Annotated in this window: 18 protein-coding genes; 14 read left to right on the top strand and 4 right to left on the bottom strand. The window is 54.0% G+C overall.

The window, feature by feature from the left end; all coding sequences use genetic code 11:
* Positions 1 to 284: 284 nt before the first annotated feature.
* Together Q1L85_RS07060 and Q1L85_RS07055 are read left to right on the top strand one after the other, a co-directional pair.
* Complete coding sequence (locus tag Q1L85_RS07060) at positions 285 to 506, top strand: rhomboid family intramembrane serine protease (RefSeq protein ID WP_300424504.1); 222 nt, start codon at positions 285 to 287, stop codon at positions 504 to 506.
* An 88-nt stretch (positions 507 to 594) separates the two neighbouring features.
* Positions 595 to 2298, top strand: coding sequence for a VRR-NUC domain-containing protein (locus Q1L85_RS07055; RefSeq protein ID WP_300424503.1), 1704 nt, complete (start codon positions 595 to 597; stop codon positions 2296 to 2298).
* Here the strand turns inward: Q1L85_RS07055 and leuA are convergent.
* Positions 2286 to 3971, bottom strand: coding sequence for a 2-isopropylmalate synthase (gene leuA, locus Q1L85_RS07050; RefSeq protein ID WP_300424501.1), 1686 nt, complete (start codon positions 3969 to 3971; stop codon positions 2286 to 2288). The two genes, Q1L85_RS07055 and leuA, sit on opposite strands and share 13 nt — an antisense overlap.
* Positions 3972 to 4227: 256 nt before the next feature.
* Between leuA and Q1L85_RS07045 the strand changes: the two genes are divergently transcribed.
* The 6 genes from Q1L85_RS07045 (at position 4228) to tadA (ending at position 9719) form a co-directional block, all read left to right on the top strand.
* On the top strand, positions 4228 to 4713 hold the full coding sequence (locus Q1L85_RS07045) for an Lrp/AsnC family transcriptional regulator (RefSeq protein WP_300424499.1): 486 nt from the start codon (positions 4228 to 4230) through the stop codon (positions 4711 to 4713).
* A gap of 45 nt (positions 4714 to 4758) precedes the next feature.
* Positions 4759 to 6390, top strand: a complete 1632-nt coding sequence (locus tag Q1L85_RS07040; protein WP_300424498.1) for a sensor histidine kinase — start codon at positions 4759 to 4761, stop codon at positions 6388 to 6390.
* A 68-nt stretch (positions 6391 to 6458) separates the two neighbouring features.
* The gene (locus tag Q1L85_RS07035) at positions 6459 to 6818 is read left to right on the top strand and encodes a translation initiation factor Sui1 (RefSeq protein ID WP_300424496.1); all 360 of its coding nucleotides are present in this window, start codon (positions 6459 to 6461) and stop codon (positions 6816 to 6818) included.
* A gap of 3 nt (positions 6819 to 6821) precedes the next feature.
* Entirely contained in the window at positions 6822 to 7367 is a 546-nt protein-coding gene (locus Q1L85_RS07030) for an NAD(P)H-dependent oxidoreductase (protein ID WP_300424494.1), read from the top strand.
* On the top strand, positions 7360 to 9192 hold the full coding sequence (locus tag Q1L85_RS07025; RefSeq protein ID WP_300424492.1) for a monovalent cation:proton antiporter-2 (CPA2) family protein: 1833 nt from the start codon (positions 7360 to 7362) through the stop codon (positions 9190 to 9192). The genes Q1L85_RS07030 and Q1L85_RS07025 overlap by 8 nt, the downstream gene beginning before the upstream one ends.
* Positions 9189 to 9719 (top strand): tRNA adenosine(34) deaminase TadA, encoded by a 531-nt coding sequence (gene tadA / locus Q1L85_RS07020; protein ID WP_300424490.1) that lies wholly within the window; start codon positions 9189 to 9191, stop codon positions 9717 to 9719. The genes Q1L85_RS07025 and tadA overlap by 4 nt, the downstream gene beginning before the upstream one ends.
* On the opposite strand, the gene mltF is transcribed toward tadA, so the two are convergent.
* Positions 9711 to 11159 carry a membrane-bound lytic murein transglycosylase MltF gene (gene mltF, locus Q1L85_RS07015; RefSeq protein WP_300424488.1) on the bottom strand — a complete coding sequence of 483 codons (1449 nt, stop codon included), beginning with the start codon at positions 11157 to 11159 and terminating at the stop codon, positions 9711 to 9713. The genes tadA and mltF overlap by 9 nt on opposite strands.
* Before the next feature lie 309 nt (positions 11160 to 11468).
* Here mltF and purL point away from each other — a divergent pair, with 309 nt between their 5' ends.
* The 5 genes from purL (at position 11469) to Q1L85_RS06990 (ending at position 17585) form a co-directional block, all read left to right on the top strand.
* Entirely contained in the window at positions 11469 to 15350 is a 3882-nt protein-coding gene (gene purL / locus Q1L85_RS07010) for a phosphoribosylformylglycinamidine synthase (protein WP_300424555.1), read from the top strand.
* 114 nt (positions 15351 to 15464) lie between these two features.
* Positions 15465 to 16235 (top strand): hypothetical protein, encoded by a 771-nt coding sequence (locus tag Q1L85_RS07005; RefSeq protein WP_300424487.1) that lies wholly within the window; start codon positions 15465 to 15467, stop codon positions 16233 to 16235.
* On the top strand, positions 16225 to 16530 hold the full coding sequence (locus Q1L85_RS07000; RefSeq protein WP_300424485.1) for a hypothetical protein: 306 nt from the start codon (positions 16225 to 16227) through the stop codon (positions 16528 to 16530). Before Q1L85_RS07005 ends, Q1L85_RS07000 begins: the two co-directional genes overlap by 11 nt.
* Before the next feature lie 138 nt (positions 16531 to 16668).
* The gene (locus Q1L85_RS06995; RefSeq protein WP_300424484.1) at positions 16669 to 17211 is read left to right on the top strand and encodes a zf-TFIIB domain-containing protein; all 543 of its coding nucleotides are present in this window, start codon (positions 16669 to 16671) and stop codon (positions 17209 to 17211) included.
* A gap of 5 nt (positions 17212 to 17216) precedes the next feature.
* The gene (locus Q1L85_RS06990) at positions 17217 to 17585 is read left to right on the top strand and encodes a VOC family protein (RefSeq protein ID WP_300424482.1); all 369 of its coding nucleotides are present in this window, start codon (positions 17217 to 17219) and stop codon (positions 17583 to 17585) included.
* A 72-nt stretch (positions 17586 to 17657) separates the two neighbouring features.
* On the opposite strand, the gene Q1L85_RS06985 is transcribed toward Q1L85_RS06990, so the two are convergent.
* Both Q1L85_RS06985 and bfr read right to left on the bottom strand, forming a co-directional pair.
* Entirely contained in the window at positions 17658 to 19433 is a 1776-nt protein-coding gene (locus tag Q1L85_RS06985; RefSeq protein WP_300424481.1) for a hypothetical protein, read from the bottom strand.
* Positions 19434 to 19674: 241 nt separating this feature from the next.
* On the bottom strand, positions 19675 to 20145 hold the full coding sequence (gene bfr, locus Q1L85_RS06980) for a bacterioferritin (RefSeq protein ID WP_300432702.1): 471 nt from the start codon (positions 20143 to 20145) through the stop codon (positions 19675 to 19677).
* A 174-nt stretch (positions 20146 to 20319) separates the two neighbouring features.
* Here bfr and Q1L85_RS06975 point away from each other — a divergent pair, with 174 nt between their 5' ends.
* Positions 20320 to 22389, top strand: coding sequence for a TonB-dependent siderophore receptor (locus Q1L85_RS06975; RefSeq protein WP_300424479.1), 2070 nt, complete (start codon positions 20320 to 20322; stop codon positions 22387 to 22389).
* Positions 22390 to 22404: the final 15 nt, after the last annotated feature.

The raw sequence follows: 22404 nt of genomic DNA, 5'->3' as shown, positions 1-22404 counted from the left end.
GACCGCACTGACTGCGCAGCATTGGTGCAACCGTTGAAAAGTGAGCTGGCTTTGCACTGAAACGTTTCATTTTTCTCCAGCAAAATGTCCCGTTTTTACTAACCTGTGTCATGGAACTCCGGGACAACCGGAGAGTCACATTGACCGCTTCGCGAAGTCTGTTATAGCTTAATAACAAGACGGTTCGCAGCACGATCATGATGATCGGAAGCCACAGGAAAGGCTGCTACAACCGCCTGCAGCATGGCCTGGTTCAATACCTGAACGTCTGGAGGATATGCAACATGAGCAATAAAAGTAAGTCACTTTACCGCCGCAAAGCGTTGTTTTTTGGTGGCATCATCGGCGCCGTGTTTGGCGTCATCATCGGCAGTATCGCAGGAGTGTCATTTGAAGCTGCGATTACAGGGTTCGTCGGTGGCTGGATCATCGGTGAGATGATTACCTACGGCGGGACGACGCCGGTTCATCACCACGATCAGGATCAGAAGAAGAAACACTCCTGACCTGTCCTTACAGAGTAATTTCTGCAGCTGAGCTTGGGCTTGGGGCCTGAGCGATTTATGATTCCGGAAATCATTGATTTCCGGAATCATGGCTGACGTTACTCCAGAATTACCTGCCACCTATTATCTCGATAATTTCTGTCATCTGCTGTCGCAGGTGAGGGATCTGTATGACGATCTCCTCTCCGACGATGAACGGAGCTTCTGTCGGGATTTCTTTCAGCTGAGCACCGCTGCCCAGTGCCTTTATGTCCGCTTGCTTGGGCGTCGGGGTGACTGGTTCCGCAGTGAGCGGCTCGAATACCGCGAAATTGATGATATTCCGGCAGCGTTGCGTGAACTGGCAAGCCAGCGGTTTGTCCAGCTGGTGTTCCCAACGTCGGAGCTTGCCCGCACTACCTGTCATGAATGGGTGTCGCTGTTTACCCGCCCGGAGCTGGTGGCAGTGCTCGGTCGCGGCAGTCTCAGCGGTTGTCCGAAAGAGCAGCTGGTGACACTGGTCTGCGATGAGGTGGCAGAGGGCAACCTGGTGCTGACAACACTGACCGATGATCCGATCGTTTGTGTTTATGGCGAGCAGGAACTCGATACCCTGAGGCTGCTGTTTTTCGGAAATCTTCATCAGAATCTCACTGACTTCGTGCTGCGTGATCTCGGGATTTATCGCTACGTTGAGTACGAGATCTCGACCTCCACCCGCTGGTGTCAGACGCGTGCGCAACTTGAGCGACATGCGCAGTTGTTTGCCTTGTGGCCGGATGAACTCTGGTTCAGGCAAGCGTCTGTCAATGATCTGGTCAGTCTGGCAGCAAGCCTGCCGGAGGCTGGTGACGACAGAATTCTGCGGCGTCGCAGTGATCGTCTTCTGAATCAGACCGGGCGGCAACTGGAACGCCTGAGTGCCTCGACTGAGGCACTGGCGATCTATGCCAAATCAACTCACCATCCGGCGCGGGAGCGTACATTACGGCTATTGGTACAGGTCGGGCAGACCGATCAGGCAGAAACCTACGCCTCAGAGATGGCTGCGGCGCCCTGGTGTGAGGAGGAACTGCAGTTTCTGATGTCCTTCGTCCCGCGCAAGCTCAAAGATGCTGTCACCTTATGCGAGTTGCTTAATCAGTCGCGTCATCAACCACAAAGTGATCTGCTGGTGCTCCCGGCAGACATCAGCCGGACAGAGTTGGGTGTCGAGCGCGCAACGGCAGAAGCGCTGGCCCGGGAGTATCCCGGAGACAACCTGTTCTATTGCGAGAACCTGCTGATCCCAGGGATGTTCGGGCTGATTTTCTGGGACGCCGTGTTTGCACCGCTCGAAGGCGCGTTTTTCCATCCTTTTCAGATACGCCCCGCCGATCTTTACGACCAGGACTTCAGTGAGAAACGGCAGTCACTGATGACACGTTGCTGGCAGTCGCTTGCTGATCCCGACACACTGCTTAACGCCGCTCTGGGGGCGTTTGAGCGATATCACGGGCTTGCCAATCCCTTCGTGCATTGGGGATTCCTGAGCAAAGAGTTACTGACTCTGGCGGTTCGTAGTATTCCAGTGGAGCACTGGCAGAAGTGTTTTGAGTTTATGCTCCGGGATCTGCGACATCATCGCGCCGGCCTGCCGGATCTGATCCGTTTCTGTGAAGACGGCAGTTACGAGCTGATTGAAGTGAAAGGGCCGGGAGACACGCTGCAGAAGAACCAGAAGGCGTGGTTGCAGGCGTTTGACCGGGCCGGCATTCCAGCCCGGGTATTGCTGGTCAGAGATGCCCCTGACCCGGATGATCACGCAGCCTGAACGCCTGCACTGATAGCAATGTTCATGGCATTCACAATCGCCTGCAGGCTGGCAGCCAGCGTATCGTTGTCACTCGCAGCCGCGGTGAAACGCTGACCACGGATGCTGATCTGAACAAAGGCCATCGCCTGTGCGTTGCTGCCCTCAGACAGCGCCTGCTCTTCAAACTGAACCACCTGGATATCCAGTCCGGTCGTCTTGTGCAGGGCATCGGTGAAGGCACTGATACTGCCCATACCTTGTCCATGTAAGGTCAGCAGCTGGCTACCGTCATGCAGACTGGCATGAATTTCATGGTGTTGCTGTTCATGCGCCGTCTGGTAGCTGGCAAGCTCATAGTGTCCGCCTTTCGGAATAAACGCCTGACGGAAGATATTCACGATGGCCTCAATGCTCAGTTCGCCTTCGCTGCGCTCTGCCGCCTGCTGTACATGCTGAGCAAGCTCAATCTGCATCCAGCGCGGCAGGGTGACACCGAGTTCCTGCTCAACAATGTAGCTGGCGCCACCCTTACCACTCTGGCTGTTGACGCGGATTACTGACTGATAATTGCGGCCTATGTCCTGCGGATCAATCGGCAGGTACGCCACATCCCAGGGTTCATCGTCAGACTGCTGCACCAGACACTTGCGGATAGCATCCTGATGACTGCCTGAAAACGCGGTATAGACCAGTTCTCCAACCCAGGGGTGACGCGGGTGGGTTTTGATGTTGGTACAGGCTTCGACCGTCGCAATAATGTCGTCTGCGATGCTGATATCGAGTTCCGGATCAATGCCCTGGCTGTAGAAGTTCATCGCCATCGTGACGATATCCATATTTCCGGTGCGTTCACCGTTGCCCAGCAAGGTACCTTCAATCCGGTCCGCGCCGGCAAGCAATGCCAGTTCGGCAGCGGCAACACCACAGCCACGGTCGTTATGAGTGTGGATACTGACCGTGATGCAGTCGCGCTGATTAACGTGGCGGCAGAACCATTCGATCTGATCGGCAAAAACGTTTGGCATCGCCGACTCTACCGTGGCTGGCAGGTTGATAATGGCTTTGTTCTCTGGCGTAGGCTGCCAGACATCAATGACGGCATTACAGACTTCGGTGGCGAACTCGACTTCGGTGCTGGAAAAGCTTTCTGGCGAATACTGAAAGACCCACTCGGTGCCAGGGTGTTTTGCTGCTTCGTCACGCACTTTTGCCGCGCCTTTGCGGGCGATGTCGATGATGCCCTGCTTATCGAGACCAAAGACTTTCTGACGCTGTACCGGAGACGTTGAGTTGTAGACGTGTACCACTGCACGGCGCGCGCCACGCAAGGCCTCGTACGTCCGCTCGATCAGTTCGTCACGAGCCTGAACAAGCACCTGGATGGTGACATCATCGGGAATCTGACGGGCTTCAATCAACCAGCGGACAAAATCAAAATCTGGCTGAGATGCTGAAGGGAAGCCCACTTCAATCTCTTTAAAGCCCATCCGCACGAGCAGAGCCCACATCTGTTTCTTCTGTTCAACGGTCATAGGATCAATAAGTGCCTGATTACCATCACGCAGATCCACAGAACACCACTGCGGGGCCTGGGTCAGTACCTGAGACGGCCACAGTCGGTCAGGCAGGTTAACCTGCGGGAACGGGCGGTACTTCTGGTGGTTGAAACGTGGGTTGGTCGGGGTACTCATTGCTTATGCCTCTGGGATACGGGATTCGGTACTGCAGGGCGGGTTGGTGTTGCCTTGTGAGCATTGCCTCAGTCAGCCTCGTGAGCCTTCTGCCGCCGGGCTCGGGTGAGAGTCTCCGGCTGCCTCAACAGTATGTGATCATTATAGGCGCGCTTTCCGCGAGAAAGATTGCAAAGTGTGCGCGATATTGCTTGTTTTTAGCAATAAATAACTATATTTTTCATTAAGTTTGAATAATTATGCTTCTGGAGTGATTTTGGCCAGCAAACTTCCCCCCGTTGTACTCGACCGGACTGACCGGCGCATCCTGCAGTATCTCCAGGAAGACAGCAGCCTGAGCAATCTTGAACTGGCGGACCGGGTGGGCTTATCTCCCTCGCCCTGCTCACGGCGGGTAAAGGCCCTGGAAGAGGGCGGCATCATTCAGGGCTACCGGGCACATGTCGACGCGCGTCGTCTGGGGCTGGATCTGCTGGCGCTGATCAATATCAGCATGGACCGGCACACTCCCGAGCGCTTCAACCGCTTTGAAAGCGAGGTCAGTGCCTGCCCTGAAGTGCTGGAGTGTTATCTGATCACCGGGCAATCCGCCGACTACGTTCTGAAGGTACTGGTCGAAGATATGGAAGCGTATCAGCAGTTTCTGTTGGGCACATTAACGCGCATTGATGGCGTGAGTGGCGTGCATTCCTCCTTTGTTATGCGCAAAGTTGTCGACCGGTCGGCGGTTGCCATCCCGTAGGGGCGTCTATACTGAGGGTATAAACGGGCTGGTGGAGTCGCTTCCGTGCCGAAGCAATCGACATCGATTGATAAAAAACTGACCCTGCAGGTCATCCTCTGGAGTGTGCTCACCGGGATGATTTTCAGTGCAGTACAGATGGTGACGGATTACCGCGCCGAGATCAGTAACTTTGCGACTGATACCCGGACTATGATGGAGGGTCACCGTCCTACGACCGCTCTTGCTCTCTATAATTACGATAATGAATCCCTGCGCACGGAACTGCAGAGTCTGATCGAGCGGCCGGGAATTGTCGGTGGTGTGATCCGTGAAAACTCGTCGGGTTTTGCGATTGAGGTCGGGGTTCAGGTCACGTCGCCAGAAGGAAAGGTGATGCCCGGATTCACGGAGTTCTCGGTAGAGCTGCGAGAACCGGCGCAATACAGCAAATCCCCCGCGGTCATCGGACATATGACCCTCTATGCGGATCAGAATCAGATGGCCGCAGGCTACGAGCGTCGTGCCGTCACCATCGTTCTGGTTGATATTGCCCGTAATGTGGCGCTGGCCATTGTTCTGATCATTATCTTCCGGACCAAACTGACCGGGCCAGTGAAGCGCCTGACTAACAAGCTGCTGGACATTGATCTCATGGCGCCCGGACGCGAGCCTCTCGAAGTGGAAGCTCCCCTGCAACGTACTGAGTTAGACGATCTGGCCAGTAAGCTGAATGATCTGCTGTCGGCCGTTACCTCCGAAATGGAGCGACGCAAGATGGCAGAAACCCGTGTGCGTCAGCTGAACGAGCAGTTGGAAGAAAAAGTAAAAGCGCGTACCCAGGAACTGCACGACAGTAACCATAACCTTCAGGCCAGTCTTGATCAGTTGCAGAAAATGCAGGGGATGTTGCTGCAGGCACAGAGGATGGCCTCGCTCGGGCATCTGGCGGCGGGCATGGCCCACGAGATCAATAACCCCGTGGCTGTGGTTTACAGCAATATTGCCACCCTCAGTGAATACCTGACCGAGCTGATTGAACTGGCAGAAGAGTATCAGCTGGCAGAGAAAGAAATTGCCGATATGACAGTACGTCAGGCGTTGGAAAGTCTGCGGGCGTCTATTGATTACGATTTTGTTCGCGAGGACGCCCCCGAGCTGGTCAAAACATCCCGCCATAGCCTTGATCGTGTAAAGAATATCGTCAACGAGCTTCGTACCTTCGCAGACGTTGAGGCACTGGAGAAAGAGCCGGTCGATCTGATAGACGTCATGAATGAAACGGTCGCCGATGCTGGCATGGACGTGACCGGCAACATCCATGTTGTGAATGTGATGCAGGATGTGCCTGTCGTGGAATGTGTCCGGTCTCAGGTCAAACTGGTGTTTGATAAGATTCTGCAGAATGCGCGCGAAGCCATGCCCGAGGGCGGAACTGTAGAAATTGCCGCGGAGATTTCTGATGACGACGTCTGTGTGGTGATCAAAGACAACGGGGTAGGCATGGACGCGGCCGATGTCCCGAACGCGATCAATCCATTCTTTACCCGCAAAGAAGTGGGGGCCGGCACGGGTCTGGGCCTCACGGTGGCCTATAACCTGATGCTGAATCACGGGGGTGAACTCAAGATTGCCAGCGAGAAAGGCAAGGGCACCATCGTTATCCTTAAATTCCAGCGCGATAACGTTCTTTTCTGAGCCGTTGAACCCTCTGGCGGTATCGGTTACTTTTCCCGCCATATCCAGTGGTTCAGGCGTTCTTCGATATGGCTAAAAAATCTTCCTCCGGCGGTCTTGTTTATTCAACTGAATTTGGTCGCGCCTGCCCGGGGTGCCAGCAGCCCGTCGATGATTGCCGCTGCAGTGATGACGCTGCGCCTGCGGGCGATGGCATTGTCCGGGTCGCACGGGAAACCAAAGGCCGGGGGGGCAAAGTCATGACCCTGGTAACTGGTGTGCCTCTGGTGGGGGCCGAACTGAAAACCCTGGCGAAAGACCTGAAGAAAAAATGCGGTGTCGGCGGTGCGCTGAAAGACGGTGTCATCGAGATTCAGGGGGATCAGCGGGATCTTCTGGTAAGTGAACTGACCAAGCGTGGCTTTACCGTGAAAAAGGCGGGTGGCTGACCTATGACGAAAGCACTGGTCATATACGCGCATCCTGCGCATCAGCGCTCCCGTGCCAACCGCATGATGCTCGACAGTATCAAGGGCATTTCTGATGTGACGGTGCATGACCTGTATCAGACCTACCCGGACTTCTTTATCGACGTAGAGGCGGAACAGGCTCTGCTGCTGGAGCACGACCTGATCGTTATTCAGCACCCCGTGTACTGGTACAACATGCCGGCGCTACTGCGTGAATGGCAGGATCTGGTGCTGGAGTACGGGTTTGCGTACGGCCGGGATCAGCAGAAGCTGAAAGGAAAAGGCCTGTGGATTGTGATGACAGCAGGTGCGCCTGAGCATACATACGCGACCGAAGGCGTGAACGAGCGTCCGCTCTCTGATTATTTTCTCCAGTACGAACGCATGGCAAATGTCTGTGCGCTTAAGGCCTTCCCGAATTTTGAAATCTACCACAGCCGTCATATGACGGACGATGTGCTTGAGCGGGCGGTCGCGACTTACCGGCAGAATCTGCTGAGCTATCTGGAGGAGTGTCGTCATGGCTGAAGCCGGTTTTCTTGCTCAGGCGTTTATCTTTCTGGCGGCAGCGGTCATTGCGGTGCCCATTGCAGCCCGCCTGGGGCTGGGCTCGGTACTTGGGTATCTCTGTGCGGGAGCAGTGATCGGGCCCTTTGCACTGGGGCTGATTGGCCAGGACATCGATGAGGTGATGCACTTCGCTGAGTTTGGCGTAGTGATGATGCTGTTTCTGGTCGGTCTGGAGCTGGACCCATCCAAGCTCTGGCGTATGCGTATGCCCATCATAGGCATGGGTGGCCTGCAGGTTGTGCTCACCAGTGCGGCGATTGCCGGCATTGCCGCCATCTATCTCGATAACTGGCAGCATGCCGTTGTGGTCGGCATGGTGTTGTCCTTGTCTTCTACGGCGATTGTGCTGCAGACACTGAATGAAAAAGGACTGATGCGCAATGACAGTGGTCAGTCGGCGTTTGCTGTTCTGTTGTTCCAGGATATCGCAGTGATTCCGATGCTGGCCATTCTGCCTCTGCTGGCGGTCTCGGAGGTCGGCACATTCAGTGACAAGCATAATCTGCCTGGCTGGCAGAGTGCCCTGATGGTACTTGGTGTGGTGATTGGCATTGTGCTGGTGGGGCGCTGGCTCAGCCGTTCCGCTTTCCGCATTATTGCGCAGACCCGTCTGCGCGAAATGTTTACCGCGACAGCTTTGTTTCTGGTGGTTGGGATAGCGCTGCTGATGGAACACATCGGCCTGTCACCGGCGTTGGGCACCTTTGTTGCGGGTGTCGTACTGGCGAACTCAGAGTACCGCCATGAGCTGGAAGCCGAAGTCGAGCCGTTCAAAGGTCTGTTGCTCGCGCTGTTCTTTATTTCTGTGGGCGCGAGCATCGACTTCGGGCTCTTTATGGCAGAGCCTTTGCCGGTTCTGGCGATGGTGGGCGGACTGGTTCTGGTGAAGCTCGTGATTCTGCTGATTCTCGGGAAACTGTTTGGGCTCAGTAGCCGCAGTAATGCGATATTCACGTTTTCATTGGCGCAGGGCGGGGAGTTCGCTTTTGTGCTCTTCAGCTTCGCCTCAGCTCAGGATGTTCTGCCGGCTTACATTATCGAACCCCTGACGCTGGTGGTCGCTCTGTCGATGGCGTTAACACCGCTGCTGTTTGTGATTAACGAAAAGCTGGTACTGCCGCGATTAGGCGGCCAGCAACAGGCCCGCCCTCACGATGCAATTGATCATGCCGAAGGCAAGGCGATCCTGGTGGGCTTTGGTCGCTTCGGACAGATTGTGGGCCGCCTGTTACGGATGAACGGCTTTGAGATCACCGTACTTGAACACGATGCCCAGCAGGTGGATCTGGTGCGCAGCTTCGGACACAAAGTGTTTTATGGGGATGCTGCCCGGATAGATCTGCTTGATGCCGCAGGCATTGCGGATGCAACGCTGCTGGTGCTTGCCATTGATGATCACGAGCGGATGCTGCAGACCATTGAGCAGGTTAAGCGCCATCATCCTTCGGTGAAGATTCTCGCGCGTGCAGCGGGACGCCGTGAAGCGGCAGAGCTGATTCATGCCGGAGCCGACCACATCGAGCGCGAGACCTTTGATTCTGCCTTGTCGATGGGGCGTCAGGCTCTGACGATCATGGGGTTCCGGGCGTACCAGGCGCAGAGGGCTGCGAAACTCTTCAAACATCATGACGAGAAAAGTCTCTATGCCTTAAGTGAGGTGCTTGAAGATGACCGTAAATACATCACGATGGCGAAACAGCACGCCGTCGACCTTGAAAAAGTACTGCGCTCCGATGATCAGGCAAATACAGAACTGGATGATCGCGGATGGGATGCACAATGAGTGATCTCAGGCAGCTGGTCGGACAGCGTGTTGCGGACGATAACGAAGCGATGGTTCTGGCGCTTCAGCTTGCCCGGGCGTCAGCAGAGCAGGGAGAGGTCCCTGTCGGGGCGCTGGTGGTGGATGACCAGCGTGTAGTGGGCATAGGCTCGAACAGTCCGATCAGCCTGCTGGACCCGACGGCTCATGCCGAGGTGATGGCCATCCGTGATGCGGCTGCCCGCGTAGGCAACTATCGTCTTCCGGGAATGACACTCTATGTGACGGTTGAACCCTGCAGTATGTGTGCGGGCGCCATCGTTCACAGTCGTATCGGACGGGTGGTGTACGGAACCACAGAGCCGAAAGCTGGCGTTGCCTGCAGTGCCGAACATTTCTTCGACAAAGCTTTTTTAAACCATCAGGTGGAGATTGTCGGAGGAGTGCTGGCAGAAGAGTGCTCGGGCGTTATGACTGAGTTTTTCAGCCAGCGACGGGCGGGCAAGAAACGCCTGAAGCGCGCCTCCCCACCTGCATCATCAGAGTAATGGCGGGATCACGGTTACGGCCACGTCGGTGCCGTGTTCGTGCGATTGTGGGTGCTCATTCATAGCGACGACCTGCTCTTCGTTCCACACCAGCACATCGTAGTAGCGCCGGATATTCTGCACGTAGTTAACAGGTTCCTGACCCCGGGCGTAGCCGTAGCGGGTCTGCTTGTAATAACGCTGCTGACTCAGCAGCGGAAGAACGTCTTTAACATCAATCCACAGGTCAGGGTTTTTGCCCATGGTGACCGCCAGCCGGCGGGCATCTTCGAGGTGACCAAAGCCGACGTTATAAGCTGCCAGTGCCATCCAGGTGCGGTCCGGCTCATGGACAGACTCACTCAGACGCTCGCGCAGACCAGCGAGGTATTTACTGCCTCCGTAGATACTCTGTTCCGGATCAAGGCGGTTTTCGATACCCAGTTCATCCGCGGTGCGTAAGGTCAGCATCATGATGCCACGTACCCCGGTAAACGATCGGGCACGCGGGTTCCAGTGGCTTTCCTGATAGCCCATCGCCGCCAGAAGACGCCAGTCGAACCCAAAGGTCGCAGCGGAAGTCTCGAAGAAATTCTGGTACTTGGGCAGGCTACGGCGTTTCTGACGCAGGAAACGGTGTGCCCCCACATAGTCGAACTGTTCAACATGCCCGTAAAAGCGTTCGGCCAGTTCGGCCATCAGAGCGCCGGTTTCCGGGCGGTAAAAGAAGTCGAATGCTTTCTCTTTCAGGGTCGTATCGGCACGGTCAGGCAATGCCCAGGCAACCGACTGCAATTCGCCCAGCGTAAAGGCCACATCCAGATTGGGCAGGTAAGCCCGCATCAGCTGGAACTCGTTGGAATTCACCAGGGTGTAATCAAGCTCGCCGTCAGACACCATCTGCAGCAGATCGGAAGCCTCAAGCTCGCTGCTCTCGCGCCAGCTCAGGGACGGCAGTTCTTCACGCTGCCAACGGCGCAGAGTGCTGGCGTGGCGGGAGCGGGCCGTTACCATCAGGCGTCCATTCTGCAGGTCCTGCAAGGATTCTGGCCGGTGGTTACTGCGACGGTAGATGATCTGTTCGCTGACCGAGCTGTAAGAAGGACCGTAAGTAACAGGGTAGGCGGCGGTCTGTTCACGGGTCAGACCCGCTGCGGCCATATGCGCCTTTCCGGATTTCAGGGCGTCCATCGCCTCTTTCAGATTGCTGACAACCAGAAGATTCAGCTCAACACCCAGATATTCTGCGAACTCTTTTGCCAGTTCGTACTCATACCCAGTAGATCCGTGGCGATCCTCGTAATAGGTCGTTGGATTGTTACGGGTAACGATGGTGATAGAGCCCTGATCCTGAATTTCTTCGATCAGGTACGGACGTACACTTCCCGTGAGCACGACGACGCCGACCAGCGTAGTGAGCAGTCTCCGGGTCATTTTCAGTGTCGTCAGTAGGTTGGTCATCCGTCACCTGGATTGATATTTTGCGCAGATTTTAACCTCCGCCGGGCTTGTGAAACAGGTCTGGGGGCGTCGTTTACTCTGCGCTGACATCTGTCTGTTTTCATAACCTTCTGATAAATAAGCCGAAATCTCCAGAATCTGCGTACTGGAACAATCTTTCCTGATTGATTCAGGGGGAGTGACGATTGTGAAATATGGTCCGGCGTCGTTCATAAAGGGAGTTACCCGGCCGCACCCCGGTTATGGAATGAATGCGCCTGATCCAGTACAATTCGGCCTCATTTTTTTCCTGTTATGAGTCGAACCACCATGCTTGAGCTGCGTGGCGCCCCGGCGCTTTCCTCATTCCGTCAGAATAAAACTCTCAACCGTCTGCAGCAGGTACTGCCGCAGGTCACCGGTGTTTATGCGGAATTCGTTCATTTCGCTGACCTGAACGAAGACCTGAACGACACGGAGCGTCATGTCCTGGAGCGTATTCTGCGTTACGGGCCAAAAGCAGATCAGCAGGATGGAAACGGTGAACTGTTTCTGGTGATTCCTCGCTTCGGCACCATTTCTCCCTGGTCCTCTAAGGCGACTGACATTGCTCATAACTGTGGTCTCGGCAAGATCGATCGTCTTGAGCGCGGTATTGTTTACTACGTGCAGGGCATCAGCGCAGCAGATCGCGAAGCGGCAGCCGCCGTTCTGCATGACCGTATGACAGAAACCGTGCTTGCCGACAGCAGTGCAGCGGAAGGTCTGTTCTCTCACGCGGAGCCTGCGCCACTGACGACTGTAGATATCCTGGCCGGTGGCCGCGATGCGCTGGTTGAAGCGGATAAAACGCTGGGCCTGGCGCTGGCCGATGATGAAATTGATTACCTGGTTGAAAATTACCAGGTGCTGGGTCGCAACCCGACTGACGTTGAGCTGATGATGTTTGCGCAGGCGAACTCTGAGCACTGCCGTCACAAAATTTTTAATGCCAGCTGGACGATTGATGGTCTGGAGCAGGAGAAATCTCTGTTCGCCATGATCAAAAACACGTACGAGTGTTACAGCGAAAACATTCTGTCTGCCTATAAAGACAACGCGTCGGTGATCAGTGGTCACAAAACCGGGCGCTTCTTCCCCAACCCCGACAGCCGTCAGTACACCTACCATCAGGAAGATATGCATATCCTGATGAAGGTTGAGACGCACAACCACCCGACCGCCATTGCGCCGCACTCTGGTGCAGCAACAGGTTCCGGTGGTGAAATCCGTGACGAAGGTGCAACTGGCCGTGGCTCTAAGCCAAAAGCAGGCCTGACCGGCTTTACCGTTTCTGATCTTAAGATCCCGGGCTTTGAACAGCCGTGGGAAAGCCAGTACGGCAAGCCTGACCGCATTGTGTCGGCGCTCGATATTATGATCGATGGCCCACTGGGTGGTGCCGCGTTTAACAATGAGTTTGGCCGTCCGAACCTGTGTGGTTACTTCCGTACGTTCGAACTTGAGCACAATGGTGAAGTCCGTGGTTACCACAAGCCGATCATGATTGCGGGTGGTTACGGTAACATCCGTGACGAGCACGTACAGAAAGGTGAGATTCCGGTGGGTGCGTGCCTCATCGTACTGGGTGGCCCGGCCATGCAGATCGGTCTGGGTGGCGGCGCTGCTTCGTCCATGACATCCGGTCAATCGAATGCGGATCTGGATTTTGCTTCCGTACAGCGTGAAAACCCAGAGATGGAACGTCGTTGTCAGGAAGTGATCGACCGTTGCTGGCAGTTGGGTGACAACAACCCGATTGCCTTTATCCACGATGTGGGTGCAGGTGGTATTTCTAACGCTTTCCCTGAGCTGGTGTCTGACGGTGGCCGCGGCGGTAACTTCGAACTGCGCAACGTACCGAACGATGAACCGGGTATGAGCCCACTGGCGATCTGGTCCAACGAATCACAGGAACGTTATGTGATGGCCGTTGCGCAGGAAGATCTTGCTCGTTTCGACGCCATCTGTGCCCGTGAACGTGCGCCTTATGCTGTCGTCGGTTATGCCACCGAAGAAGAGCACCTGACGGTCACCGACAGCCACTTCGACAACAAGCCGGTTGATCTGCCATTGCAGGTACTGCTTGGCAAACCACCGCGTATGCATCGTGATGTCACGACCCGTCAGTTCGAAGCGCAGAGCTTTGAGATCGAAGGTATTGATCTGGCCGATGCCGCCGCGCGTGTACTTAAGCTGCCGACGGTTGCCAGTAAATCTTTCCTGATCACCATCGGTGACCGTTCGATTACTGGTACTGTCGCGCGTGATCAGTTTGTTGGACCCTGGCAGGTGCCGGTGGCTGATGTTGCAGTAACAACGTCTTCTTACGATACCCATGCCGGTGAAGCGATGGCGATGGGTGAGCGTACTCCGGTTGCGCTGCTGGATGGCCCGGCGTCTGGTCGCCTGGCAGTGGCAGAAGCGATTACCAACCTGGCGGCCGCACCGATTGCCAAACTCGCCGACATTAAAATGTCTGCGAACTGGATGTGTGCAGCAGGACACGACGGTGAAGACGCGATTCTGTATGACACAGTGAAAGCTGTGGGTATGGAATTGTGTCCGGATCTTCAGGTCACTATCCCAGTGGGTAAAGACTCGATGTCGATGAAAACCCGCTGGAACGACGCCGGGGCGGACAAGGCGGTGACAGCTCCGACCTCACTGATCATTACCGGTTTCTCCCCGGTGACCGACGCGCGCAAAGTGCTGACGCCTGAACTGAAACTGAATGCTGGCGACAGCGATCTGGTGCTGGTGGATCTGGGCCGCGGTAAAAACCGTATAGGTGCATCCTGTTTCGCGCAGGTATTCGGCAAAGTTGGCAGTGTGCCTGCTGATCTGGATGACGCAGAAGACCTGAAAGCCTTCTTCGCCGTCGTGCAGGGCCTGAATGCCGATAACAAACTGCTCTCGTACCATGACCGTGCTGACGGTGGTCTGTTCGCTACTGTGACTGAGATGGCGTTTGCCGCGCATTGTGGTGTCGATATTTCGATGGACCTGTTGAGCGAAAGCAAAGATGGTCTGGCAGCAGCGCTGTTCGCTGAAGAGCCGGGCGCCGTCATGCAGGTGAAGCGTGATGACCTGGAAGAAGTGCTGGCTCAGTTCGAAGCCGCAGGTCTGGGTGACTGCACCGCTGTCATTGGTTCGCCAAATACCGATGGCCTGATCACCTTCAGCTACCAGGATGAAGAGTTCCTCAGCGAAACCCGCGTTAACTGGCAGCGTCTGTGGGCACAGACCAGCTACGAAATGCAGGCGCTGCGTGATAACGCAGACTGTGCAAAACAGGAATTCGATGGCCTGCTGGATGCCAATGACCCAGGTATTCATGCCGAACTGACCTTCGATATTAACGAAGACATTACCTTTGATCTTCCAGCAGATAACGCACCTAAAGTCGCGATTCTGCGTGAGCAGGGTGTGAATGGTCAGATTGAAATGGCCGCCGCCTTCGATCGTGCTGGCTTTGCCACAGTTGACGTTCACATGAGCGACATCCTGTCAGGCAGCGTTACCCTTGAGGGCTTCCGAGGCCTCGTAGCCTGTGGTGGCTTCTCTTACGGTGACGTACTGGGCGCCGGTGAAGGCTGGGCGAAATCGATTTTGTTCAATGATCAGGCGCGTGCTCAGTTCAAAGCCTTCTTTGAACGTCACGACACCTTCGCACTGGGTGTGTGTAATGGCTGTCAGATGCTCTCTAACCTGCACGAACTGATTCCTGGTGCCGAACACTGGCCTCACTTTGTCCGCAATATGAGCGAGCAGTTTGAAGCTCGTGTCAGCATGGTTGAAGTACAGGAATCCGATTCTCTGTTCTTCGCCGGCATGGCAGGCTCACGTATGCCGATTGCCGTGGCACACGGTGAAGGCCGTGCAGAATTTGCCGACAGCTCAGATATCGATGAACTGGCAGGCCAGATTGCACTGCGCTACACCGACAACTACGGCAAGGTCACTGAGCAGTACCCGCTGAACCCGAACGGTTCACCACAGGGGATCACAGGTCTGACTGCCAATGAAGGCCGCGTCACTATTATGATGCCGCACCCGGAACGTGTGTTCCGCGCCATCCAGAACAGCTATGTTCCAGGTGAGTGGGACGAAGACGGTGCGTGGATGCGGATGTTCCGTAATGCGCGTGTGTGGTGCTCTGAAAACAGCTGATAAGTAGGGCGGGCACTGCCCACCGTTACTGCCTTTAAAGAAAGCCGCTATTCAGGAATGACTAGCGGCTTTTTATTAATCTTTCGTTTTCGCTATAACAGATGGACGTTTAGCATGAATACTCACTTCTCAGTAATCGATATTTGTATCTCGGTAGTTAGAACGATGTGCAGAACGCCGGGCCAATTCTTTTGGGCTAATGCGATTTTCTGTGTGAGCGGTTTGGTAGTGATCGCGATTTTTTCACTTACTTCTGCTAATCCATCCTATGAGAAATTTATTGCTATCGTTCTCACGATGTTGATCATACTCTGTTTACTTCCTCTGTTTATTATGACCATGGTGCACAATCATCATTTGTTCTTGAGCGAGGAGTGTAATGATAAAAGAAAGAAGTTGTTTTTCGACAATGGCAGCGCTTTGCGCTATTTGATGTGGCTGATAGTAATCGTATGGCTGGCAGCTGCATCTGAGGTTGTCTTGGCGGGACTTTCGGAGACTATCCGTGAAAAAATAGTATTGCGAGCTGGGGATGAATTCTATGTGAGCTTCCTTAGTATTGTCAGTCATTCAGTATCTGTTTATCTGATAAGTCGCTTGGTGTTGATACTCCCTTCGGTGGCCAGTGGTATCCGGAAGCGGGGATTGAGATGGGCCTGGAAAATGTCAGATAGACACTCTATTGCGTTGTTTTTGCTGTGTATGGTTATTCATCTGATCTTTGATGCTCTCGGCGAGATACTGCAGATGAGTCAGAGTTATATGGTTGGTATCGTTGTCTGGTTATTGTGGTGTTTTATGATGGTTGTTGCGGTCGGTGTATTGAGCCGAAGTTATTCATCTCTTGTCGAAAAAAATCGTTTGAAGGCGCTTTATGAAGAATAGCTCAGTAAGACTAGCAGTCCTGGTTATGCTTGCAGCTTTCTTAGCTTCTTGCTCCGGTGATGGTCACCTGCGCGGTCAGGTCTCTCTTTCTGATGATGGCAAAACCTACTTCGCTGTCCTTAAAGATAACGGTGAGCACTGCTATCCAATTAAACTGGATGGCAACGAATGGAGTTACGGCCTGGGGGAAATCAGGGAGATCGCTCCTGGAGTGCACACGATAGAAGCCTGTCGCGAAATAGAATTCAATATTCCTGAAGGAATGGTTTTTGAGTTTGATTATTGGGGGCCCTAAGCTTCACTGAACCGCGCTTGCAGCTACCAGACCTTGTGATTTCGACCGCCCACAAGACCTGGTTAAATACCCCTCAAGGATAAGGTGTTAACCTGACTGCCTTAATTATGGATAAAAAAGACAACCAAGGAGCGCGTAATGAAGTGCCCAAGCTGTAAAAAAGACGCACTTAAAGCCGGCTTTCTAGAAGATGGCCTTCGTTCTCATCGTTGTCGCTTGTGTCATGGTGACTGGTTTCTGGTCGAAGACTTTGTCGCCTGGCAGGAGCGTAGCGATGCTGAGTTATCAGAGGCAGCAGCGGAGTATGAACTGGAGGATTCCCGCGGTGCGATGCTGTGTCCTATGACGGGTACCATCATGCAGAAGTACCGGATCTCGAATGATACAGAGCATAAGCTTGATTACAGTCCGCCAGTAGGGGGCGTCTGGTTGGATGCAGGGGAGTGGCAGTATCTGAAAGAGCGTGGTCTGGCGCATCAGGTAAACAGTATTCTTACTGATCAATGGCAGCGTCGCCTGCGGGAAGAAAATGCTGCGCTCACGTTTACCGCCTTGTATGAAAAGAAATTCGGCGCTGAAGATTACGCGAAGGTACGGGAAATCCGGACCTGGCTGAGTGAAAACCGCAACAAGGCTGAGTTACGTCGTTATCTTCTGGCAGATGACCCTTATAAGGTTTAAGAACTATGGCTTCTAATCTGAATACAGTAGAAATTAAGGCATTTGTGCCAGCGCGTGATTTCGAGCAGTCCAGGTCTTTCTATCAGGCCGTTGGTTTTACTCTGGCTTCAGATACTCAGGGTGTCGCTTATTTTTATCACGGGCACTGCAGCTTTCTCCTGCAGAATTTTTACGAGAAGACGCTGGCCGAGAATCTGATGATGCATCTTCTGGTTGAAGATGTGGATGCCTGGCATACGGCTGTGACGGAAAGGAAGATTGCGACTACTTTTGGCGTGAGGGTTTCTGAGCTGGTTGATCAGCCGTGGGGCATGAGGGAATTTACCCTCCACGACCCGAGTGGGGTTTTATGGCGCATCGCTCAGAACGTCTGACATGCTGCTGACCAGATAAAAGAAAGCCGCTTTGCAGCGGCTTTCTTTTTGCCTGAAAAATCAGGCTGGTGATCAGTTAGCTACAAATGTGTAGTTACTGAAGCTTGCTGCGTAGCTGGAAGACTGGGTCGTCCCCCAGGTACTCAGCATCAGTTGGTCACCCGCACTTACTGGGATGCTTACGCCGGTACCCGATGCCGTGCCTGCGGTAGACAGGTTCACCTGGGCGCCGTTGACTGCGTAGCTGATCCGGTCGCCGTACTGGCCGGCGCTGTAGACTGTGATTGACCAGTCGAAGGTGACCACACCGTCCTGTGCAATCGTGGTGGTAGCATTCAGACCGCCGCCGCCACCGCCAACACTGATGTTCAGTGCGGTGTCAGTCATGGAGTAGCCTGCCACACCATCGAAGGTCCAGTCAGACGGGGTAAGACCGCTTGGTACCGGATCTGCCAGTACCATGATCAGGTTTTCTACTTCCAGTGGTGCCACTGTCACACTGGTTTCGTTCAGCTGACCGTTGGTTACGTCAGTGGCCGTCAGTTCGTGCGTACCTGCACGGAGGTAGAGCTTGGCGTAACCGCTGGTGCCGTAAGTACCGCTTCCTGTGACGGCAAGTGTGTTACCCGCTGCGTCAGTAATCACAGCGCCTGCGACAGGCTGACCGAGCTCATTTTCGACGTTGATACCAACCACCGCGAGGATATTGCCGTTAACGACGGCGCGGCGGATCAGAGTGATATCACAGTTGAAGGCCTGATTCTGGTTATTCAGCGTCCAGAGGTTGCTGCAGCTGGCGACCTGATCAGACGTACTGCTATCTGTGAAGGTCATGCTGAGGGTAACTTCGTCGTACTGAAGATCGGTCAGAACCAGATCTGCCTGATAGCTGCCGTCTGGCTGCTCAATAAAGAAGAGAGCGCTTTCCTGCAGTGGGTTTTTCGGGCTGATCAGGGCAAGTGTCGCCGTCAGGTTTGCAACGCCACCGACTTCGTTCACCACTTCTGCCGGTAAGGTTACGCTCAGGTTCGCATCGCCCCCGTTTTCAGTGAGGAGAAACTGCATTTCACTGTACAGAGGAACGATGTCCATCGTCAGGTCTGCACCATAGCTGATGTACTGAGATTCCTGAGCCGTCACAGATTTACCGACCTGTACTGAAGCATCATAGAGTTTCAGTGCCAGTGTGTGCTGGCCGACTGGCAGGTTAACAAACGTATTACTCAGGCCTGTCTGAGTATTGATGTTAAATACCTGTTCAATTCCAGCATCGACCTGGATGCCGATTCCCGGCGCGGTCAGTGCGGCCAGTTCGGCAGCATCGTACTGGAATTTAAAATAGGCGAGACGATCGATAATGGTGACATCGTCGATAGCATCACCAATGATCGGACGTATGGTCATCGCGACGTCATTTTCGCCATCGACCAGATTCTGATTCGCGTAACCAGCGTACTGCTGATCACCTTTGGTCATCAGAAGTTCGAAGTCATAGTTGCCTGGTTCCAGAGTCAGCGTCGCATTACTGCTTGCTTCGAAGGTGTCTTCGTCGAGGTAGATTGTCCAGGCAAAGGTTTCTGTCTGGCCATCGTTCTCTCCACCGATAGTCGTCGCCGCGAGTTCGCCGCGCAGTACCTGATCGGCAGTAAAATCGGCTGCAGATATGGTATTTTCTGAAATACTTTGTGCCAGAAACGCGGACACATCGTAGTTCAGAGATACGGAGGTATCTGAATTTCCGGAATTACGCAGGTTATCGGGAGAATTGCTGTCGTCAGCGCCACCACAGGCAGCAAGCAGACTGGTGATGCCAATCAGGCATCCGGTTTTTGCGGGATTATACTTCATTTATTTTCCACACTTATTGTTATGAGGGATTGCTCAATTTTCCGCAACTGACGTAAATTGACAGTTGCGTTTGCGAGCATGCCTTGGCCATTAATGAAGTCAATAAGTGTTTAAATACAATGAGTTACGGTTAACAGAAAATCGGAAAATCTTTTCCGGAGGGGACGTTTTAATCGAGGGAAAACAAAAATAAAAGAGGGGCACTGCAGCATCTGCGAGCGCAGATGCTGCGTTGATACAATCAGAGCATCTGAGTCTGCAGATAGTTTTCCATGCCGACCCGTTTAATTAATCCGAGTTGCTGTTCCAGCCAGTGAGCGTGATCTTCTTCGGTATCAAAGAGAAGCTCCTGCAGCATGTCGCGGGTCTGAAAATCTTTTTCTTCTTCGCACACGGCCATGGTTTCCTTCAGCGCATCGGCAACGTAGTACTCAACGTCAAGGTCCGCCTTCAGCATCGACGGAACGTCTGTACCGACATTCAGCTTGTCAGGTTGTGACAGGCTGGGGGTGCCTTCCAGAAACAGAATGCGCTTGATCAGCAGATCGGCGTGGTGAGTTTCCTCTTCCATCTCGTGGCTCAGACGTTCGTGAAGGCGTTTAAGTCCCCAGTCTTCGTACATGCGTGAGTGGATAAAGTACTGATCGCGGGCGGCCAGTTCGCAGTTCAGTAGTTTCTGTAGTTGATCGATGACGCGTTGGCTGCCTTTCATATCGGAATCTCTTGATAGCGGACTAAAACTCAACGATAGCGCTCTGTTTGCCAGCCTTCAAGCCTGAAAGGCCTATGCTAAGACCTCTCAAATGCAATACTAAATGATAACGATTTGCATTAAGTTTGGATTGAGAATACACTCCCCGGCGTTTCAAATGTCCTGGAGAGTGCTGTGCAGGTCTTTCGTTATCCCGTTGCGTGCGCCCTTGCGGTTGCTTCTGTCGTCAGTCACGGCGATGGCGAAGTCACAGAGCTGGGCCCGATGGTTATCAGTGCGACACGAGCCCCTTCGCTGCTGGCGGATGCTCCGGTACGCACGCTTGTGATGGAGTCTGACACCATCCAGCGGCTCCACAGTCGGGATATACGGGATGCTCTGCGGATGTTGCCGGGGATTCAGCTGCGGGAAATTCATGGCAAAACCGGAGAAGAGGTTCAGCTACAGGGTCTGAATGGGGACAGGGTGTTGATACTCGTTGATGGCATGCCGGTATCTGCAACGACTGGGTCAACGGTCGATACATCACAACTGGGCGCTCTGGATATAGAACAGATTGAAGTGATTCCGGGGGCCGCATCGGCACTGTATGGCAGCGCGGCAATGGGGGGCGTGATCAATATCATTACCCGGAAAACCGAGGCCGCAACGGGTGGGCGTATTTCTGCCCAGGCCGGTACTTTCGGTTCTGATCGTGAATTATCGGATGAGCCGCTTCCACAGCGTCACCTGCTTGTGTCTGGGCACACCGAATTTGTCGGCCTTAAGTGGAATCTGATGATGGACCGGCGCATTTCCAGTGAATTCGATCTGGACGACGCGACTTATGCGACCCAGGGCTTCGATGGCACCAAAACTCAGGTGAAACTGGATGTCAGTAATCAGGCTGAAAAGGGGCGCTGGCAATGGCGCCTGAACGCTGAAAACTATGAAGAAGCGCTGACTAATCGTCGCGTCACCAGTTCGGGAAGTGCGGGTTATAAAACGGAAGATCTGAGCCGCCAGAGAATGACGGCTCAGGCGGACCTTCATACCAGCTCGGGCCACTGGATGGTGCAGGCGTTGTATGAGCAACAAAGCGATGATACCGCGCAGCTGAATAAATCAGGGGCGTTGCCCGGCAGTCTGTGGCGTGAAGCGGATTACGATCAGCATAAAGCAGTGGCGCAATATCAGACCGATATTGGTTCCGGGTTTGGATATCAGTGGCTGGCGACGTCTGGTCTGGAAGTGTTTGGGGAATCACTTTCTCAGGATAAAGCAGAAGTCCGCCTGACGTGTGACGTCGCTGCTGAGGGAGCAGTGTCGGTAAATCTGCCATCGGGAGGATGTTACATCTACACGCCAGAAGTGGACGGTGCTGACCGCGGCAGCGTCGAAGCGTTTATGGCGATGACGGCAACCCGGCAACTGTCCGACGGAAATGTTCTTGAGTGGGCGCCCGGGTTACGGCTACAGAACGACAGCGATTTTGGCGGCTACGCTTCACCTACGTTGGGGGCACGTCAGAAATTTGTTCTGGGCGATGAATGGCAGGTACAGCTCCGGGAGTCAATCGGCCTGGGTTATCGGGTGCCCAACCTGAAAGATCGCTATTACGTATTTGATCACAGCGTTAACGGATACAAAGTACTTGGGAATCCAGATCTGGTACCCGAAAAATCACACAGTTTTCAGATGTCAGCGAGTCTTTCTGATCAGCGCCACTGGAATATTGAGCTGTCAGGTTTTGTGAATCGCCTTTACGACCTGATAGAGGCAGAGGATTCCGGTGAGCGCGAGTCAGGCGGCAGCGTTGTTATTTATCGTTACGAAAATCTCGAAAACGCACGCACCTTTGGCGCTGAGTTCTCGGTGCAATACAGCACCTCTTATTTATCTTCGCGCCTCTCTTATGCCTGGATGACTGCCGAAGACCTGGATACCCATTTACCGCTGTTATTGCGCGCGCCACGTCATCTCAAAAGTATGACCACAGTTCAGTGGACTGATGCCTGGGACACGACTCTGACCCTGGATTATCAGAGTGGTATGGCCAGTGGCATCAGTAGCACAGAGGCGGTGTCGTACTCGCCAGATATTCTTCGGCTGGACCTGAAAACCGGTTACCGCCTGCAACCAGATCTGCTCCTGTTCGGGGGCATTAATAACCTGACGGATAACGTTCGTGATCCGTCGGACTCTTATGACCGCAGACCAAGTGAAGGACGATTTCCCTATGTGGGCGTCGACTTCCGTTTCTGATATTGGGGGAAATGT

The sequence above is a fragment of the uncultured Thalassolituus sp. genome (assembly GCF_950066645.1).
In the GTDB taxonomy this organism is placed as follows: Bacteria; Pseudomonadota; Gammaproteobacteria; order Pseudomonadales; family Oceanobacteraceae; genus Thalassolituus.
The sequence above is the reverse complement of the archived record's forward strand: the minus strand, read 5'-3'. Positions and strand labels throughout refer to the sequence as shown.

Coding starts and splice junctions, on each gene's coding strand:
- Q1L85_RS07060 (WP_300424504.1), top strand. CDS start 285: ATGAGCAATAAAAGTAAGTCACTTTACCGCCGCAAAGCGTTGTTTTTT.
- Q1L85_RS07055 (WP_300424503.1), top strand. CDS start 595: ATGGCTGACGTTACTCCAGAATTACCTGCCACCTATTATCTCGATAAT.
- leuA (WP_300424501.1), bottom strand. CDS start 3,971: ATGAGTACCCCGACCAACCCACGTTTCAACCACCAGAAGTACCGCCCG.
- Q1L85_RS07035 (WP_300424496.1), top strand. CDS start 6,459: ATGGCTAAAAAATCTTCCTCCGGCGGTCTTGTTTATTCAACTGAATTT.
- Q1L85_RS07030 (WP_300424494.1), top strand. CDS start 6,822: ATGACGAAAGCACTGGTCATATACGCGCATCCTGCGCATCAGCGCTCC.
- Q1L85_RS07025 (WP_300424492.1), top strand. CDS start 7,360: ATGGCTGAAGCCGGTTTTCTTGCTCAGGCGTTTATCTTTCTGGCGGCA.
- tadA (WP_300424490.1), top strand. CDS start 9,189: ATGAGTGATCTCAGGCAGCTGGTCGGACAGCGTGTTGCGGACGATAAC.
- mltF (WP_300424488.1), bottom strand. CDS start 11,159: ATGACCAACCTACTGACGACACTGAAAATGACCCGGAGACTGCTCACT.
- purL (WP_300424555.1), top strand. CDS start 11,469: ATGCTTGAGCTGCGTGGCGCCCCGGCGCTTTCCTCATTCCGTCAGAAT.
- Q1L85_RS07005 (WP_300424487.1), top strand. CDS start 15,465: ATGAATACTCACTTCTCAGTAATCGATATTTGTATCTCGGTAGTTAGA.
- Q1L85_RS07000 (WP_300424485.1), top strand. CDS start 16,225: ATGAAGAATAGCTCAGTAAGACTAGCAGTCCTGGTTATGCTTGCAGCT.
- Q1L85_RS06995 (WP_300424484.1), top strand. CDS start 16,669: ATGAAGTGCCCAAGCTGTAAAAAAGACGCACTTAAAGCCGGCTTTCTA.
- Q1L85_RS06990 (WP_300424482.1), top strand. CDS start 17,217: ATGGCTTCTAATCTGAATACAGTAGAAATTAAGGCATTTGTGCCAGCG.
- Q1L85_RS06985 (WP_300424481.1), bottom strand. CDS start 19,433: ATGAAGTATAATCCCGCAAAAACCGGATGCCTGATTGGCATCACCAGT.
- bfr (WP_300432702.1), bottom strand. CDS start 20,145: ATGAAAGGCAGCCAACGCGTCATCGATCAACTACAGAAACTACTGAAC.